The sequence below is a fragment of the Paenibacillus septentrionalis genome, assembly GCF_042659865.1.
Classification (GTDB): Bacteria; Bacillota; Bacilli; order Paenibacillales; family Paenibacillaceae; genus Pristimantibacillus; species Pristimantibacillus septentrionalis.
This window is the reverse complement of sequence record NZ_JBHSTE010000001.1, coordinates 284,504-302,043: the sequence shown is the minus strand read 5'-3', so window position 1 is coordinate 302,043 and position 17,540 is coordinate 284,504. Positions and strand designations below refer to the sequence as shown.

Annotated in this window: 14 protein-coding genes; 13 read left to right on the top strand and 1 reads right to left on the bottom strand. The window is 48.1% G+C overall.

The window, feature by feature from the left end; translation table 11 throughout:
* Positions 1–48 precede the first annotated feature (48 nt).
* On the bottom strand, positions 49–1,845 hold the full coding sequence (locus ACFP56_RS01430; protein ID WP_379230328.1) for an Rqc2 family fibronectin-binding protein: 1,797 nt from the start codon (positions 1,843–1,845) through the stop codon (positions 49–51).
* Positions 1,846–1,998: 153 nt separating this feature from the next.
* On the opposite strand from ACFP56_RS01430, the gene ACFP56_RS01425 reads away from it, so the two are divergent.
* The 13 genes from ACFP56_RS01425 to rlmN all read left to right on the top strand — a co-directional run bounded on the left by ACFP56_RS01425 (position 1,999) and on the right by rlmN (position 17,532).
* Positions 1,999–4,755 (top strand): calcium-translocating P-type ATPase, SERCA-type, encoded by a 2,757-nt coding sequence (locus ACFP56_RS01425; RefSeq protein ID WP_379230326.1) that lies wholly within the window; start codon positions 1,999–2,001, stop codon positions 4,753–4,755.
* A gap of 107 nt (positions 4,756–4,862) precedes the next feature.
* A complete protein-coding gene (dapF, locus tag ACFP56_RS01420) occupies positions 4,863–5,696 on the top strand; it encodes a diaminopimelate epimerase (RefSeq protein WP_379230323.1) in 834 nt (277 codons plus the stop codon).
* 24 nt (positions 5,697–5,720) lie between these two features.
* Complete coding sequence (locus ACFP56_RS01415) at positions 5,721–7,580, top strand: bifunctional homocysteine S-methyltransferase/methylenetetrahydrofolate reductase (protein WP_379230321.1); 1,860 nt, start codon at positions 5,721–5,723, stop codon at positions 7,578–7,580.
* 210 nt (positions 7,581–7,790) lie between these two features.
* Positions 7,791–8,051 (top strand): extracellular matrix/biofilm regulator RemA, encoded by a 261-nt coding sequence (gene remA, locus ACFP56_RS01410; RefSeq protein WP_005548256.1) that lies wholly within the window; start codon positions 7,791–7,793, stop codon positions 8,049–8,051.
* Positions 8,052–8,069: 18 nt separating this feature from the next.
* Positions 8,070–8,681 (top strand): guanylate kinase, encoded by a 612-nt coding sequence (gene gmk, locus ACFP56_RS01405; RefSeq protein WP_379230319.1) that lies wholly within the window; start codon positions 8,070–8,072, stop codon positions 8,679–8,681.
* Between the two features lie 16 nt (positions 8,682–8,697).
* Entirely contained in the window at positions 8,698–8,943 is a 246-nt protein-coding gene (rpoZ, locus tag ACFP56_RS01400; RefSeq protein WP_379230316.1) for a DNA-directed RNA polymerase subunit omega, read from the top strand.
* 207 nt (positions 8,944–9,150) lie between these two features.
* A complete protein-coding gene (locus ACFP56_RS01395; RefSeq protein ID WP_379230314.1) occupies positions 9,151–9,675 on the top strand; it encodes a YfiT family bacillithiol transferase in 525 nt (174 codons plus the stop codon).
* Between the two features lie 48 nt (positions 9,676–9,723).
* On the top strand, positions 9,724–10,911 hold the full coding sequence (gene coaBC / locus ACFP56_RS01390; RefSeq protein WP_379230312.1) for a bifunctional phosphopantothenoylcysteine decarboxylase/phosphopantothenate--cysteine ligase CoaBC: 1,188 nt from the start codon (positions 9,724–9,726) through the stop codon (positions 10,909–10,911).
* Between the two features lie 11 nt (positions 10,912–10,922).
* Positions 10,923–13,409: a primosomal protein N' gene (gene priA, locus ACFP56_RS01385; protein WP_379231741.1), complete on the top strand. Its 2,487-nt coding sequence runs from the start codon at positions 10,923–10,925 to the stop codon at positions 13,407–13,409.
* 57 nt (positions 13,410–13,466) lie between these two features.
* On the top strand, positions 13,467–13,952 hold the full coding sequence (gene def / locus ACFP56_RS01380; protein WP_379230310.1) for a peptide deformylase: 486 nt from the start codon (positions 13,467–13,469) through the stop codon (positions 13,950–13,952).
* 5 nt (positions 13,953–13,957) lie between these two features.
* The gene (gene fmt / locus ACFP56_RS01375; protein ID WP_379231739.1) at positions 13,958–14,905 is read left to right on the top strand and encodes a methionyl-tRNA formyltransferase; all 948 of its coding nucleotides are present in this window, start codon (positions 13,958–13,960) and stop codon (positions 14,903–14,905) included.
* Positions 14,902–16,380: a 16S rRNA (cytosine(967)-C(5))-methyltransferase RsmB gene (gene rsmB / locus ACFP56_RS01370; protein ID WP_379230307.1), complete on the top strand. Its 1,479-nt coding sequence runs from the start codon at positions 14,902–14,904 to the stop codon at positions 16,378–16,380. Before fmt ends, rsmB begins: the two co-directional genes overlap by 4 nt.
* A gap of 105 nt (positions 16,381–16,485) precedes the next feature.
* On the top strand, positions 16,486–17,532 hold the full coding sequence (gene rlmN / locus ACFP56_RS01365; RefSeq protein ID WP_379230304.1) for a 23S rRNA (adenine(2503)-C(2))-methyltransferase RlmN: 1,047 nt from the start codon (positions 16,486–16,488) through the stop codon (positions 17,530–17,532).
* Positions 17,533–17,540 lie beyond the last annotated feature (8 nt).

Genomic DNA, 17,540 nt, shown 5'->3' with positions numbered 1-17,540 from the left:
CAAGCCTGTTGGCTGCGCTCTACATGAGCAGCCAACAGGCTTGTTTTGTTATTTGATGCTATGCGGCAATGCCTTAAGTCTATCCTCATCGGGCGTAATAAAGACTGTTTTTTGATTATCGTAGATCACATATCCTGGCTTGGCCCCGCTTGGCTTTTTCACATGTCGTATCAGTGTGTAGTCAACTGGAACAAGACTTGATGATTTGGCCTGTGAGAAATGCGCAGCAAGCATCGCTGCCTCTTCCAGTGTAGGATCTCCAAACGCTGTCCCGCGAATGACGACATGCGAGCCAGGAATATCCTTTGTATGCAGCCAAGTATCGTTATTGCTAGCCAATCGATTCGTTAAATATTCATTCTGCAAATTGTTTTTTCCAACATAGATGTCGAGTCCCTCGGATGAGGTATAGCACAGCAGCTGCGGCTTATTGCTTTTTTTGCGCTTGGCGCCTTTTTTGGCCCGCTCGCGCAAGTAGCCTTCTGCTACGAGCTCTTCTCGAATTTCTTCAATATCGCTTAATGAGGCAAGCTCTAGCTGCTGGAGCAGAGTGCGAAAATACTCTAGCTCCTTGCCGGTCAGCTCAATCTGCTCGGTCACACTAACGAGTGAATTTTTTTGCTTCGTATAGCGCTTAAAATAACGCTGTGCGTTTTCCGACGGCGTAAGCTGCGGGTCAAGCTGCACATGCAGAATTGCTCCATTCTCATCATAATAGTTCACAAGCTCGACCTGCTCATCGCCCCGCTTGATTTGATGCATGTACGCGGTAATTAGCTCGCCGATTATTCGGTATTGATCCGCATCCTTAGCCTCCTCCAGTGTTGCCTGGAGCTTTTTCAGCTTTTGCTCATTTTTTGCAATTTCATTGCTGACATAGCGGATCAGATCGCCCGCGCGCTGCTTCACGACATCTCGTTCTGCTTTGTCCCCGTAGAAGGCTTCAAGCACTTCGCTTACAGAGCTGTATTCCTTAACCGCCCCTTCAATATGTGTGAGAGCCACCACGGAAAAATACTGCTTGTCGCGCTCGACATCCGTCACGATCATCGGTCGAAAGGTATTTGCTTTCACAGTTGACATGACGTGCTGAAAGCTGTTCCACAACGCATCAGCATCCTCAACGACCAACTGGCCATCAAGCTGAAGTGGTCTTTCCTCAGCGCTCAACCATTGATCATGCTGCTGTGTTAAGGCACGATAAGCGATCTCATTGGCAAGCAAGGGAGAGAATCCGCTGAAGCTTTTTACTAGCGTCTTGCTCGGTATGCTCTGCTCCTCTTCCAGCTTCAGCGCTTCGATGAAGGCTGCTTTCGAATCAACTGCCAGAGGATCAAGCTTATGCTGCTCAGGCGGTGGCGTGTACATGCTGCCTGGCATAACGATTCGATAGCTGCTTAGCGCTGGTGTTACATGGTGAATGCCGTCATGAATGATGTTGGTAGCAGGGTCCATCAAAATAATGTTGGAGTGACGCCCCATAATTTCAATAACGATGCGCTTGAAGGACGTATCTCCGACTTCATCGCGATGACGAATATCAAGATGGATAATCCGTTCGCGTCCAACCTGTTCAATGCGTTCAATTACTCCGCCTTCGCAATATTTCCGCAGAAGCATGCAGAACATTGGAGCCTCCATCGGATTGATGTATGTAGCTTGTGTGATGTGCACGCGAGGGTAGGTTGGGTTGGCGGACAATAACAGCTTGCTGTTGACGCCATTGCCTCTGACACTGAATACAAGCTCCTGGCTTGTGGGCTGATGTATTTTATGAATGCGAGCTCCAACGCATTGCTGCAGCTCATTTACAAGACCTTTAATTACGATTCCGTCTAAAGCCATAGTTTAATCCTCATTTCTCAGGTTCATATGTCTATCATGCCATATTCACAGCAAAAACTTAAGTGCTTTAGGGATATTTTATTGTTTGTCCGAATACATTTACGTTAGAAAGGTTGTCTAGGAAACTGGACAAAAACAGGAGGGAAGCAGAGGATGAGTCAACTATTTTGGCATCAAATGAATAAAGAGGAGCTCATAGAGACTCTGGGAAGCTCAGAAAAGTCAGGATTAAGCATCGATGCCGTGAACGAACGCTTGGCTGAGCATGGCGCAAATGAGCTTGCTGAGACGAAAAAGCTGTCACCACTCACCATCTTCTTGAATCAGTTTAAAGATTTCATGGTATTGGTGCTGATGGGGGCAACATTAATTTCAGGATTGCTGGGTGAGTATTTGGATGCCATTACAATCCTTGCAATTCTAGTGCTCAATGCCGTTCTTGGCTTTGTCCAGGAGTTTCGAGCAGAACGGTCGTTGATTGCACTCAAGGAGCTTTCGGCACCTACTGCAAAGGTTATACGTGAAGGCAAGCAACATAGCGTTGCGGCCAAGGAGCTTGTCGTCGGAGATATTGTACTGCTAGAAAGCGGCGACCGTGTGCCAGCTGATATTCGTTTCTTGGAGGCGAACAACTGCTACGTGGAAGAATCAGCCCTGACGGGCGAATCGATCCCGGTCTCCAAGCACGAGAGCACATTATATGAAGCAGAGCTGCCATTAGGCGACCAGCGCAATATTGGGTTTATGGGAACGCTGGTCACACGCGGTACAGCGCGCGGTGTCGTCATCCGAACAGGGATGGCAACGGAAATGGGGAACATTGCAAATCTCATTCAATCAACAGAAGAAATGCAAACCCCGCTGCAGCATCGCTTGGAGCAGCTTGGCAAAATATTAATTGCTGTTGCAATCGCACTTACCATTATGGTTATTGTGGCAGGGATTATGCATGGACAGCCAATGTACGGCATGTTCCTTGCAGGAGTAAGCTTGGCTGTTGCCGCCATACCGGAGGGCTTGCCAGCAATTGTTACGGTGGCGCTGGCGCTTGGTGTTCAGCGGATGATTAAGCGAAAGGCGATTGTGCGCAAGCTACCGTCTGTTGAAACGCTTGGCTGCGCATCCGTTATTTGCTCGGACAAAACAGGCACGCTTACTCAAAACAAAATGACGGTCACGACGCTATGGCTTAGCGATCGAACGCTGAACGTGACTGGTGAAGGCTATGAGCCTGTAGGGAAAGTATATGAAAACAATCAGGAGCTAGATATTAAGCATGACAATTCGATAAAACGACTCTTGCAAATTAGCGCGCTGTGCAACAATGCGAGGCTGGAGAAGCAGGAGGCGGTGCATCGCAAGGGCAAGGTGATGGTGGAGCAGGATGAGTGGGTGCTTAACGGTGATCCAACTGAAGGCGCGCTTACCGTGCTAGCAAGCAAGCTCGGTTCGCCAGCCAAACTGCTGGAAGCGCAATACAAGCGCGTTCAGGAATTCCCTTTCGACTCAGAGCGCAAGCTGATGTCTGTTGTGCTTGAGCATCAAGGGGGACGCATCATTCAAGTAAAGGGTGCACCTGATGTGTTGCTTGAGCAGTGTACGCACATCCTGTGGCAGGGGAAAGTTGTAAGCATGACGCCTGCCTTGAAAACCAAAGCTCAGAAGGCCAATGAGAAGATGGCGCAATCCGCGCTACGTGTACTGGCATTCGCCTATCGTGATCTTCATACACAGGAGACCTGCAGGGATGCAGGCGATGCAGAACGCAATCTCATATTTGTCGGGCTGACGGGAATGATTGATCCGCCTCGCGCTGAGGTGAAGGATGCGATCGCGACCTGTCGAGCTGCAGGCATAAAAACCGTTATGATTACAGGCGATCATCAATTGACCGCTGAAGCAATTGCGGCTTCTCTAGGCATCATTCCGCGCGGTGGAGAAACGATGTCCGGCAAGCAGCTCGATCAATTGTCGGATGAAGAGCTCGATCAGCGCGTTGAAAATATATACGTGTATGCGCGTGTGTCTCCTGAGCATAAGCTGCGAATTGTCCGTTCACTTCAGCGTAAAGGCCATGTCGTGGCGATGACAGGCGATGGAGTCAATGACGCACCTGCGATTAAAGCTTCCGATATCGGGATTGCAATGGGCATCAATGGAACAGATGTATCGAAGGAAGCCTCTTCATTGATTTTGAGTGATGACAACTTCTCCACGATCGTTGCTGCGATTGAAGAAGGGCGAGGCATCTACGAAAATATACGTAAATTTATCCGCTATCTGCTAGCGTCCAACGTGGGTGAAATTCTCGTCATGTTCCTAGCGATGATGGCTGGCTTGCCGCTGCCGCTTGTTCCGATACAAATTTTATGGGTCAACCTTGTGACAGACGGTCTGCCGGCTATGGCGCTTGGCGTCGATCAATCTGAGAACGATCTAATGAAGCACAAGCCGAGAAAGGCAAAAGAAAATATTTTTGCGCGTCGCTTGGGCTGGAAAATAATAAGTCGAGGCATTTTAATCGGGATATGTACACTGGGTGCATTTTGGATTACGCTGCAGGAGGGCGATTTGGTGAAGGCCCAAACAGTTGCATTTGCAACACTTGTTATGGCTCAGCTTATTCATGTATTCGACTGCCGCAGCTCGCGTTCGATTTTCCATCGTAATATGTTCGAGAACAAGTACCTCGTGCTGGCAGTTGTTTCTTCGCTTGTACTTATGCTTGGCGTTATGTATATCGAAGCGCTTCAGCCGATATTCAACACGGTATCGATTGGGCTTCGTGAATGGTGCCTAGTAATTGTTGCCGCTGCGTTCCCTACTGTATTTTTCGGCATTGGCAGTGTGCTTAGCGGCGGTAAATCCAAAAAGAAAAAGAAATGGCATCCGGCTGCTAATGCTGCATAGCTGATAATTTGTGCAAATAATCATGCACTTGTTTAATTCTCATTCTCCTCGTCTTTGATTATGCTTATCTAACAAAGATGAACTGATCAGACGAGGAGAGATTTACAATGGAATTTACAAAAATGCACGGACTAGGTAATGACTTTGTGGTGGTTTATGGCGAGAAGGAGTTGCCAAGCAACGCTTCTGAGCTTGCTATACAGGTATGTAATCGATTTTTTGGCATTGGTGCAGATGGACTTGTTTATATTCTGCCTTCTGAAAACGCTGATTTTCGGATGAGAATTATGAATTCAGATGGAACGGAAGCTGAGCAATGCGGCAACGCGATTCGTTGTGTTGCCAAATACGTCTACGACAATAGATTAGTTGATCGTGAAGAAATTACGATTGAAACTATAGGCGCTGGTGTGCAAAAAGTACAATTAACGATTGATAACGGAAAAGTAGAAAAAGTGCGTGTTGATATGGGCGAGCCGATTCTTAATGGCTTGCAGGTTCCAACAACGATAGATGCTCCGCAAGTGGTTGAGCATCCTATTGAAGTAAACGGACAGCAATATAGCTTCACTGCGGTTTCAATGGGCAATCCGCACTGTGTCATCCCTGTTGAGGACGCAGCCAATCTCGATTACTCCGTAATTGGACCTATTTTGGAGAAGCATGAGCTGTTTCCGAAAAAAATTAATGTTGAATTTGTAACAGTTTATAATCGCAATCATGTTGAAATGCGAGTATGGGAGAGAGGCGCGGGCCCAACGCTAGCTTGCGGAACGGGCGCTTGCGCTACATTGGTTGCTTCTGTACTTCGCGGCGCTACTGATCGTGAAGCCACGATATCTTTGAAGGGTGGAGACCTTTACATTGAGTGGAATTCAAGCGATAATCATGTATATATGACAGGGCCTGCACAAGAGGTATACCGCGGCAGGTTCGAGTAGAGTGATATAGGTGGCGTTGCAGGAATGGAATTGAATTTCAGAGATGCGCTCAAATCGCGCATCTTAATTGGTGACGGAGCAATGGGAACCTTTCTGTATAAGATGGGGTTCCCTATTGGTGTTCCATACGAACAATATGTCTCAATCAAGCCTGAAGCTGTGCTGGATGTTCATCGTCAGTATGTCGAAGCTGGTGCACAAGTGATCCAAACGAACACCTACCAAGCCAACGGTGTAAAGTTTGCACGTTATGGGATTGAGGATCAAGTCGAGGAAATCAATCGCATGGCCGTTCGCTTGGCTCGAGAAGCTGCTGGCGACCAAGCCTATGTTGTAGGGACGGTTGGATCAGTACGAGATGGAAAACGCGGAAATGTTAGAACGCTGCAGCTTACAGATGCGTTGCATCGACAAATTCATGCGTTGCTCTCTGAAGGTGTGGATGGTTTGCTGTTCGAAACCTTCTACGATTTGGATGAGATGAAGCTTGCCTTGCGCATCGCGCGCGAGGAGTCCAATGTGCCGATTATTTGTCAGTTTGCAGCTGAGGATTCGGGCAGAACGGTTGACGGTTTTACACTCGATGAAGCTTTCTCACAGCTTGTGCAGGAAGGAGCTGACGTCGTTGGCTTCAACTGTCGCACAGGTCCTAACGGCATCCTTAAGCTGATTGACGGGCTGCATTCGGACAAGCTTGCGTACTCGGTCTTTCCGAATGCAGGTGCAGCCAGCTTTGTAGACGGAAAATACGAATACACTGCGGGGCCAGACTATTTTGCGACTATGGCGCAAAAATTCGCGGACCGCGGCGCTTGCTTGATCGGCGGTTGCTGTGGGACTACGCCAGAGCATATTGCTGCGATTGCAGGCGCACTGGATGGTTATGTGCCAGCACCGCCGGTAGTAGCACCAAAGCAGTCTGCTGCTGTTGAAAAAACAGTTAGTGCTGTTGTGCAAGCCAAATGGGGCAAGGCTCGCCGCAATGAAGAAAGCATTTTGGATAAGGTAAAAGAACGGCATACGGTCATTGTTGAGCTGGACCCTCCTCGTGATCTTGATATTTCGAAATTCATGCAAGGGGCACAGGCGCTGAAGGATTGCAATGTCGATGCTGTTACAATGGCAGACAATTCATTGGCGGTTACGCGCATGAGCAATCTTGCACTTGCAGCGCTTGTACAGGAGCATATCGGCTTAACGCCGCTTATTCATATTGCGTGTCGTGACCGCAACTTGATCGGCACACAGTCTCATTTAATGGGACTTGATGCGCTTGGTATCGACCACGTCCTTGCGGTAACAGGGGATCCTGCACGATTCGGGGATTTGCCGGATTCCAGCTCCGTCTATGATTTGACAAGCTTTGAGCTGATTCGCATGACGAAGCAGCTGAATGATGGTGTAGCCTTCTCAGGCAAGCCGCTTAAGCAAAGCGCCAACTTTATTGTCGGCGGCGCATTCAATCCAAATGTGAAGCATTTGGACAAGGCGGTGCAGCGACTGGAACGCAAGATTGCAGCTGGCGCGGACTATATTATGACACAGCCTGTATACGATGTTGACTTAATTGAAAAAATGGCGCAGGCGACCAAGCATTTATCCGTTCCTATTTTTATCGGTATTATGCCGCTTGCCAACGGACGCAATGCGGAATACTTGCATAACGAGGTTCCAGGCATTCAGCTTTCCGATGCGGTTCGCGCACGGATGGCTGGACTGGAAGGGGAAGCAGGACGCGCCGAAGGCGTGAGGATTGCGCAGGAGCTGATTGACTGTGCAATTGAGCATTTCAAAGGCATTTATATTATGACGCCATTCCTTCATTACAATATGGCTGTACAGTTAACCACTTATATTCATGAGAAAACACGGGTAAATCGTTAAATTGCGTGAAAATTCGCCTTAACGCTTGTTCTGCATGCAAAAATCAATTAAAATGAAATTTATGTTATTGTATAGTGGATGCCTGTATGCTGGTGCACGTTTTCGTTAACACTAGCAATAGGAATCATTTTCTATACACAAGATTATGGTGTGTTGCCTTTGTATCTGAACAAGTTGAAGTTGAAGGATGCATGCGGAGGGGGATCTGGCTTGGCCATTAAGCTTATCAATATTGGGTTCGGTAACATTGTTTCAGCGAATCGTATTATTTCAATCGTGAGTCCTGAGTCGGCTCCAATTAAACGCATTATTCAAGAGGCGCGTGATCGCCATATGCTGATTGATGCTACATATGGCCGTCGTACACGTGCAGTTATTATTACCGATAGCGATCATGTGATTTTATCTGCTGTGCAGCCAGAAACTGTTGCACACCGCTTGTCCACTAAGGACGATGATAACGATGAATAGTACGAGGAGTTTAAATCAATGGGATTGTTAATTGTTTTGTCGGGTCCTGCCGGAGTAGGTAAAGGAACCGTATGCACAGCATTGCGCGCGCGTATGCCAGAGCTTGTATACTCCGTATCTGCTACGACTAGACAACCGCGACCAGGCGAAATTGATGGCGTGAATTACTTCTTCAAAACGAGGGAGCAATTTTTGGAATTGATTGAAGCGGACGCAATGCTGGAGTATGCGGAGTATGTCGGGAACTTTTACGGTACACCGCGCAGCTTTGTAGAAGAGACACTGGCGTCAGGTAAAAATGTAATACTGGAAATTGAAGTGCAGGGCGCTGTAAAGGTTAAGGAAAAATTCCCTGAAGCAATAATGGTATTTTTGCTGCCGCCATCTTTCGATGAGTTAAAAGCAAGAATTACTGGACGCGGCACTGAAACGCTCGATACGATTAATACGCGCATGGATGTTGCTGCTCAGGAAATGGGCTTGCTTAGTCATTATGATTATGCGGTAACGAATGATGAGATTGAGGTTGCTTGCGACAAAATTCGCAGTATTATTATTGCAGAGAATTGTCGTCGTGAGCGTTTGCCTAAACATATTTTGAATATGGCTGCAGCTGCAGAGAATGCATGAATGAGGTGAAGGAACAATGTTGTATCCGTCAATCGATGAATTAGTACAAAAAGTAGATAGCAAGTATACGCTTGTCGTAGCTGCATCAAAGCGTGCTAGAATGCTGCGCAATGGTGAAAAGTCCGAGCTAACGAATGCTCGTTCCCACAAAGCAGTAGGTTTTGCGCTTGAAGAAATTTATGCTGATCTGATCAAGGTTGAGCATATTCCTGGTAAGGAAAAGGACGAACAGAAGGATGAGCGTCAACAGGAGAAGGCATAACGAGGCGTCTTCTTCCATTCAGATGTGTGCAGCTTGCTGTGCACATCTTTTTTATTATTTATTTGCACAAAAAGAAGGTTAATTTAGACTTAATGTTGAATTACTATCCGTATAAGAAAATATGATATGATTAGGGGAAAATTGCAGAAGCCTTGTATTTCTTCGATTTATGCGATGACCACAACTTATTTTCTAGGAGGGATTATGATGGAAAACTTAACTTATCCGATTGGAAGATTTGTGTTTGAAGGCATGACCGCTGTACAAAAACAAGAGTGGATTCAGCTGATAGAGCAATATCCAGAGAAGCTGAAGGCGCTTGTTGGAGACTTAACGGAGGAGCAGCTTAATACTCCTTACCGAGCAGGTGGCTGGACGATACGTCAGGTTGTACATCATGTGGCTGATTTTTCTATTAACGCTTTAATCCGCTTCAAGCTGGCGCTGACAGAAAATAATCCGACAATAAAGCCTTTCCTTGAAGATCGTTGGGCGTTGCTAAGCGATACGAAGGATATGCCGATCGAAGCAAGTCTGGCTATTCTTCAGGGGACTTGTGCCCGAATGACAACACTGCTTAACTCGATGAGTATGGCGGAGTTTGAGCGCCAGTTCTATCATCCTGAAAAGGGCAGCCAAATGTCCCTAAAGCAGTTTTTAAGCTTTACAAGATGGCATGCCTATCATCATTTAGCGCATATTCAGCATGCAAAGGATCGCTTGAATTGGTGATAATGCCTCTTTCATACACTACTGAGCTATAGGACAGGAGATGGCATCGTGTTAAACGGTAAGACAATTATTCTGGGCGTTAGCGGCGGTATTGCAGCATACAAGGCGGCTACAATCTGCAGCAGGCTTGTTGGGCTAGGCGCTGAAGTTCACGTCATGATGACGGAATCAGCAACCAAATTCATTACCCCGCTAACCCTACAAACGCTTTCTAAAAATCCGGTCCATATCGATACCTTCGAGGAGCTTGACCCGAAGGTTGTTACACATATTGATCTTGCGGATCGAGCAGATGTTGTTTTGCTTGCACCCGCAACAGCCAATACAATCGCCAAGCTGGCTCATGGCTTGGCTGATGATATGCTGAGTACGACATTGCTGGCTGTAACCTGTCCAATCGTAATTGCACCAGCAATGAATGTACATATGTATGAGCACCCGACCGTTGTTCATAATATCGAGCTGCTTGCCCAGCGCGGCGTTCGTTTTATCGAGCCGGGGACCGGACAGCTGGCATGCGGCTACGTTGCAAAAGGAAGACTTGCTGAGCCTGAGGAAATTGTAGCCGCGCTGCATGGATGGCTTACGTTGCCTAAACCGCTGCAAGGAAAAAAGGTGCTCGTAACAGCAGGCGGTACCATTGAACGCTTTGATCCTGTGCGCTACTTGACGAATGATTCTTCAGGGAAAATGGGGTTTGCCGTTGCAGAAGCAGCAAGAGAAATGGGGGCGGATGTGACGGTTATTGCAGGGCGTACGAGCGCAGTAGAGCCGCAAGGGGTCCACTTGATTCGCGTTGAGTCGGCTGAGCAAATGCTTCAGGCGGTGCTGACTGAATTTGACGAAAGTGATATTGTGATCAAGGCCGCTGCTGTAGCTGACTACAGACCGAAAATAACCCATCATCAAAAGCTTAAGAAAACAGGCGGAGATGAGCTTGTGCTGGAGCTGGAGCGAACAACGGATATTCTCGAAACGATCGGTAAGCGGAAAACTGACCAAGTTATTGTCGGTTTTGCAGCAGAAACCGATAATGTGGAGGGATACGCGCTCGACAAGCTGAAGCGGAAAAATTGTGATTTTATTGTGGCCAATGATGTGTCTGCCGAAGGGGCCGGCTTCAATGGCGATACGAATATTATCTCGATATACAATGAGCAGGGATTGGTAGAGCGTCTACCACTTATGTCGAAGCAGGCAGCCGCACAGCGTTTGCTTCAGATTGTTGCACAGTGATGCTAAGGATGATGAACGTGATCGCGAATATTATTGTTGATGTGCCGAGCCGTCAAACGGATCGGCCTTTTGATTATGAAGTGCCGAGCGACATGCAGCCGTGGATCGAAATAGGCAGTCGGGTTGGCGTACCGTTTGGTCCACGCGTGCTGCAAGGGTTTGTCGTTGGTCTGTCGGATAGCTCTGACTTCGATACAAGCAGGCTGAAGCCGATTAAAGAGCTGCTTGACCCTGCTCCGCCGTTATTGCCGGATTTGATTGAGTTGTCCGATTGGTTAAGCAACAAGTACTGCTGCTCAAGGATTGCGTCACTGCAGGTGATGCTTCCCGCAGCGTTAAAGGGAAAGGAAGTTAAATATATCGCTTTATCTGATTCCTTTCAAGCTGGAGAGTACTCAGATAAGGTGTGGCTGCAAGCCTTGCAGGCTGAAGGGGGCGCGCTTTCCTTTGAAAAGCTAATGGCGATGTTCCCTCAGAACCATGCTGAGATTAAGCAAGCCTTGCAGCAGGGTATATTGACTTTATCAGCAAAGGTAAAGGATCGAATGGGAGTCAAGCAGGTACTGACCGTTTTCCCTCCATCTGACTTGGAGGCGGCGAAGCAGCAGCTTGATTCATTAAAAAAAGCACGCAAGCAGCAGGAAGTATTGCAGTACTTGATCGAGCATCCGGAGCCGATTGCGCTATCGCGTCTTGTTGCTGAGTTGAATACAAGCTCCAGCGTTGTGCATGGACTTGCTGACAAAGGACTGATCGACTTGGAGGAGGTTGAGCAAAAGCGTGATCCATACAAGGATCGTGCGTTTCCTTCAAGCACGCCTTTGCCATTGACAGGTATGCAGCAGCAGGTCTATGAGCGAATTGTCGAGCAGATGCACCAGCAAACCGGACAGACGATGCTGCTGTATGGCGTTACAGGAAGCGGTAAAACCGAGGTGTACCTGCAAAGCATTGCCGAGTGTTTGAGTGCTGGCAAGCAAGCAATTGTGCTTGTGCCTGAAATATCGCTTACCCCGCAAATGGTAGAGCGGTTCAAGTCGAGATTCGGCGATGAAGTAGCCGTTATGCACAGCAGACTATCTGATGGAGAACGATACGATGAATGGCGTAAAATTCGTCATGGTCAGGCTTCTGTTGTCGTTGGGGCTCGCTCCGCGATCTTTGCTCCGTTTTGCGAAATTGGATTGATTATTATTGATGAAGAGCATGAATCTTCCTACAAGCAGGAGGATACGCCAAAGTATCATGCGAGAGATGTTGCAGTTAGACGTGCTAGACAGCATGGAGCAGTTGTGGTGCTTGGTTCGGCGACCCCGTCACTTGAAACGTTTATGGCAGCGAGTCGTCAGCCAGCAGATGGCAGTGAGCCTCCGCTGCTTCCGATGCCGGATCGGGTGTCAGGTCAAGCGATGCCTGCTGTACGAATTGTGGATATGAGGCAGGAGCTGTCAAGCGGCAACCGCTCGATGTTTTCGAATCAGCTCTATGAATCGCTGAAGTTGCGGCTGGAGAAGGGAGAGCAGTCTGTGCTGCTGCTCAATCGCCGCGGTTATTCGACCTTCGTGATGTGCCGCTCCTGCGGCTATACTGCGGCTTGTCCGCATTGTGATATTTCACTTACCTACCATCAAAAAACACATGTTCTCCGCTGCCATTATTGCGGCTATACGGAGCAGGAGCCGAAGACCTGTCCTGCCTGTGAATCGGAGCATATCAGATTTTTTGGAACGGGTACGCAAAAGGTAGAGGAGGAACTGGCGAAGCTGTTTCCCGGCATACGCGTAATCCGAATGGACGTGGATACAACAACAGAAAAAAATGCACATGAAAAGCTGCTAAAAGCGTTTGGAGAGCGAAAAGCCGATGTACTTCTCGGCACACAAATGGTTGCAAAAGGTCTAGATTTCCCATATGTTACATTGGTAGGGGTAATTGCCGCTGATACAACCTTGAATTTGCCTGACTTTCGTTCTGCCGAGCGAACCTTCCAGCTATTGACGCAAGTAGCGGGGCGAGCAGGCAGGCATCATCTTGCCGGAGAGGTTATTATTCAGACCTATAATCCTGAGCACTATGCGATTGAAGCGGCTGCCGATCATAATTATGAGCAGTTTTTGGAGCAGGAGCTTCAGCTTCGAATGCAGCTGATGTATCCTCCATACTGCCGTTTGATCTGCATTACGATGTCTTCCGAGCGTCTCGATCAGCTTTCAGATACAAGTGCGAAGTTTGTGCAGGAGCTAAAGGAACTCGCTGAATACGAAGGCGTTCTCGTTCCACTGCAAAGCCGCATGACGCGTGCCCTGGAAATATTAGGACCTGTTGCTTCTCCGATTGCGAGAATCAAGGATCGATACCGTTACCAATGTGTGATAAAATATCGAGGAAGCATTGATGCTTCTTCACTTGTTGAGCGCGCCATGAAACCGTTCGTGGAAGGGAAGTCGAGCAAGCAGGTTCTCTTCAGTGTCGATGTGGACCCACAAGTGATTTTGTAGTGTGATGAATTCAACATCAGATACATGTAATAGATAGCAGATAAGCGAGGGAATAAGATGAGTATAAGACTAATTGTAAAGGATCCAGACCCGGTATTGCGCGAGGTCGCAAAAGAGGTTACAAAATTCAATCCGAATTTGAAAAAGCTGCTTAAGGATATGGCAGAGACGATGTATGATGCAGATGGCGTGGGTCTCGCTGCGCCACAAATCGGCATTTCCAAGCGGGTAATCGTAGTGGATGTCGGTGATGAGCATGGTTTGGTTGAAATGGTTAATCCCGTTATTCTGGAGCGTGAAGGGGAGCAGATCGGTCCAGAGGGCTGCTTGAGCATCCCGAATCTTAATGGCGAGGTGCTGCGTGCCGAGCGCATCGTTGTACAAGGTCAAAACAGTGACGGCGAAACGTTTACGCTAGAGGCTACAGGCTTCTTCGCTCGCGCTTTTCAGCATGAGATCGATCATCTGAATGGTGTATTGTTTACGGATATTGCATTAAATACGTACGATATTTCTGATCGTGTAAAAAAAGGCGGCGAGTAATGGATATGCGTATCGTTTTTATGGGGACACCGAGCTTCGCTGTCCCTTCTCTGCATGCATTAATAAAAGAAGGCTATCAGGTAGTAGCGGTTGTTTCTCAGCCTGATCGTCCAAAAGGGCGTAAAAAAGTACTTACTCCACCACCTGTGAAGGAAGCCGCTCTTGAGCTTGGACTTCCAGTACTTCAGCCAGAGCGTATGCGCAGCGAGGATGCGGTTGCTGAATTGGCTTCCTATGAGCCCGATCTGATTGTAACCGCTGCTTATGGACAAATTTTGCCGAAGGCGGTGCTTGAGCTGCCTAAGCATGGCTGTATAAATGTTCACGGTTCCCTTTTGCCAAAGTATAGGGGAGGAGCGCCCATTCAGCGCTCTATTATCAATGGGGAGTCCGAAACGGGTGTAACGATTATGTATATGGCTGAAGGCTTGGATACAGGCGATATGATCAGCTCTGTTGTGGTACCGATTGAGGATGAGGATACTGCTGGTACGATGTTTGACAAGCTAAGCCTCGCTGGTGCAAAGCTGTTGATCGAGACAATTCCTCCATTAGTTCGCGGTGAATTGAAGGCTGTTCCGCAAGACGATTCGCTTGCTACATATGCGCCTAATTTGACACGTGAGGATGAAAAAATTTCATGGACGGCTTCCGCGGTATCGATCTTTAATCAAGTTCGAGGACTATCGCCAATGGCTGGAGCATATACAACATTAAACGGAGATGTGTTCAAAGTATGGGGCTGCAAGCCGATTGCTGCGCATCAAAATGATGTACAGGCAGGAACGATCGTGAGCGCTTCTGCCGAAGGGATTGTCGTCCAGACAGGCGAAGGTCAGCTGCTGCTTACGATGATTCAGCCGGCAGGCAAGCGCATGATGAGTGTAAGCGACTGGATTCAAGGCGCACGTGCGATTGTAGGCTCGCGATTTGAAGTAGAGGGTCAAGCATGAGCAAACGAGACGATGCTGGCAAGCAGCATACAACGAAACAACATCATAAAGCCAAGCGGACTAGCACTTCAACAGCTGGTAAAACGGCACAACAACCAACGCCTGCTTCTGCCCGCAAGGTTGCACTGGATGTGTTGATCAAGGTTGAAGAAGCTGGTGCATACAGCAATTTGCAGCTTAATCGAACCTTGCAAGCTGAGCAGCTGTCGCGTCAGGATGCAGCGCTCGTAACAGAGCTTGTATATGGTACCATCAGCCGCAAGCTGACGATTGACCACTGGTTGTCGCAGTTTGTTGCCAAAGGACTTCATAAGCTTCAGCCTTGGGTTCATCAGCTGCTGCGCATGAGTCTTTATCAGTTGATCTGGCTTGACCGAATTCCAGCGCACGCCGTCGTAAACGAGGCGGTTAAGCTGGCGAAAAAACGCGGACACCAAGGGATATCCGGAATGGTCAACGGTGTGCTCCGCAACGTGCTTAGAAAGCAGGAGGAGCTTATTCCTGAACACATTCAGCTGCCTACTGTAGCAGAAACGCTTAGTGTGCGCTATTCGTTTCCAGTCTGGCTCGTAGAGCGCTGGCTGAACGAATTTGGAAGTGAAACAACCGAGGAAATGCTGCGAAGCAGCAATGAGTCGCCGCACAGCTCAATTCGAGTGAACACAATGAAGGCAACGCCGCAAGAGGTGCTAGAGGAATTGCAGGCGGCTGGTCTGCAAGCTGAGCTGTCGCCGATTGCCGCTGCTGGAATTAATGTCGATCGAGCAGGCAATCTGGCTGCATTGCCAGGCTTTGCAGAAGGCAAATGGTCGCTTCAGGATGAAAGCTCAATGCTTGTTGCCGAGGTGCTGCAGCCGAAACCAGGCATGCGTGTGCTTGATGCATGTGCTGCGCCTGGTGGAAAAAGCATGCATATCGGTGAGCTTATGAAGAGCGAAGGCGAGCTGCTTTCCAATGATCTGCATGAGCATAAGCGCAAGCTGATCGAGGAGCAGGCAGAGCGACTTGGCTTGACGCATGTTAAAACATCTAGCGGAGACGCTGTTGAACTGGCTGCCCGTCTCGAGAAGGAAAGCTTTGATGCTGTACTTCTCGATGCTCCTTGCAGTGGCTTTGGCGTAATACGCCGCAAGCCGGAAATCAAGTGGACCAAGCAATCTAGTGATGTAACGGCAATTGCACGCGTGCAATCCGAGCTGCTTGAGTCCGTTAGCGAGCTTGTGAAGCCGGGAGGCGTTCTCGTTTACAGTACATGTACAATTGCGAAGGAAGAAAATGAGGAGCAGATCGCACGGTTTTTAGCCAAGCATCCTGCATTCAGTCTGGATATCCAGTGGCCTCAGTCTCTGCTTGCTGCACTTGAGAAGCAAGGCATTGTGGGTGAGCGATTCGAGGGTCAGCTTCAACTGCTTCCGCATCATGCAAACAGTGATGGCTTTTTCATCGCACGCTTGAAGAAAAGCGAGCTGGTGTAGCTATATCGGCTTAATGCTGAGCGAGGAAAACAGGCTGAATAGCTCACAGCTACAGTTTGTGTTAAAATAGGTGCAGCTAATTAATTTGAATACAGGTGTGATAAAATGAAACCTTTTATTTATGACTATACACATGAAGAGCTTCAGCAGTGGATGAAGGAGAACGAGGAGCCTGTGTTTCGAGCTGATCAGGTGTTTGATTGGCTGTATGGCAAGCGGGTGAAAAGCTTCGAAGAGATGACGAATCTGTCCAAGGGCTTGCGCGCCAAGCTGAGCGAGCAGTTCGAATTTGTAACGCTGAGTGAAATTACGAAATTTGAATCCCGCGACGGAACTGTAAAGTTTTTGTTTGGCTTGCATGACAATCATGCAATCGAAACAGTTATTATGCGTCATAGCTATGGCAACAGCGTGTGCGTTACGACTCAGGTTGGCTGCCGCATTGGTTGTACATTTTGTGCCTCTACATTAGGCGGGTTGAAGCGCAATTTGACTGCTGGCGAGATTGTAGCGCAGGTCGTTACAGCGCAGCAGATGCTTGATGCGACACAGGAGCGTGTATCGAGCATTGTCATTATGGGCTCAGGCGAACCGTTCGAGAACTATGATGCAACGATGGCGTTTTTACGCAACATGATTCATGAAAAGGGCCTTAATATCGGTCAACGCCATATTACGGTTTCGACAAGCGGGATCGTGCCAAGCATATACAAATTTGCTGATGAAAACACGCAAATTAACTTGGCGTTGTCCATTCATGCGCCAAACGATAAGCTACGTTCCAAATTGATGCCAGTTAATCGACGTTACCCGTTTGATGAGGTGATCGAATCGATTCGTTATTACTTGGACAAGACAGGTCGACGCATAACGTTCGAATATGCGTTGATTGGCGGCGTGAACGACCAGGTGGAGCATGCGGAGGAGCTGGCAAGCGTCATTAAGGATATGCTTTGCCACGTCAACCTTATTCCGGTTAACCATGTACCAGAGCGCAATTATGTTCGCACACCGCGAAACGATATTTTTGCTTTTGCGAAAGTACTTGAAAAGCATGGCGTTAATGTGACAATCCGCAGGGAGCAAGGACATGATATTGCAGCAGCATGTGGCCAGCTGCGTGCAAAACATATGGAGTCTACGGCGAGGTGATGACGCTT

Coding starts and splice junctions, on each gene's coding strand:
- ACFP56_RS01430 (WP_379230328.1), bottom strand. CDS start 1,845: ATGGCTTTAGACGGAATCGTAATTAAAGGTCTTGTAAATGAGCTGCAG.
- ACFP56_RS01425 (WP_379230326.1), top strand. CDS start 1,999: ATGAGTCAACTATTTTGGCATCAAATGAATAAAGAGGAGCTCATAGAG.
- dapF (WP_379230323.1), top strand. CDS start 4,863: ATGGAATTTACAAAAATGCACGGACTAGGTAATGACTTTGTGGTGGTT.
- ACFP56_RS01415 (WP_379230321.1), top strand. CDS start 5,721: ATGGAATTGAATTTCAGAGATGCGCTCAAATCGCGCATCTTAATTGGT.
- gmk (WP_379230319.1), top strand. CDS start 8,070: ATGGGATTGTTAATTGTTTTGTCGGGTCCTGCCGGAGTAGGTAAAGGA.
- rpoZ (WP_379230316.1), top strand. CDS start 8,698: ATGTTGTATCCGTCAATCGATGAATTAGTACAAAAAGTAGATAGCAAG.
- ACFP56_RS01395 (WP_379230314.1), top strand. CDS start 9,151: ATGGAAAACTTAACTTATCCGATTGGAAGATTTGTGTTTGAAGGCATG.
- priA (WP_379231741.1), top strand. CDS start 10,923: ATGAACGTGATCGCGAATATTATTGTTGATGTGCCGAGCCGTCAAACG.
- def (WP_379230310.1), top strand. CDS start 13,467: ATGAGTATAAGACTAATTGTAAAGGATCCAGACCCGGTATTGCGCGAG.
- fmt (WP_379231739.1), top strand. CDS start 13,958: ATGCGTATCGTTTTTATGGGGACACCGAGCTTCGCTGTCCCTTCTCTG.
- rsmB (WP_379230307.1), top strand. CDS start 14,902: ATGAGCAAACGAGACGATGCTGGCAAGCAGCATACAACGAAACAACAT.
- rlmN (WP_379230304.1), top strand. CDS start 16,486: ATGAAACCTTTTATTTATGACTATACACATGAAGAGCTTCAGCAGTGG.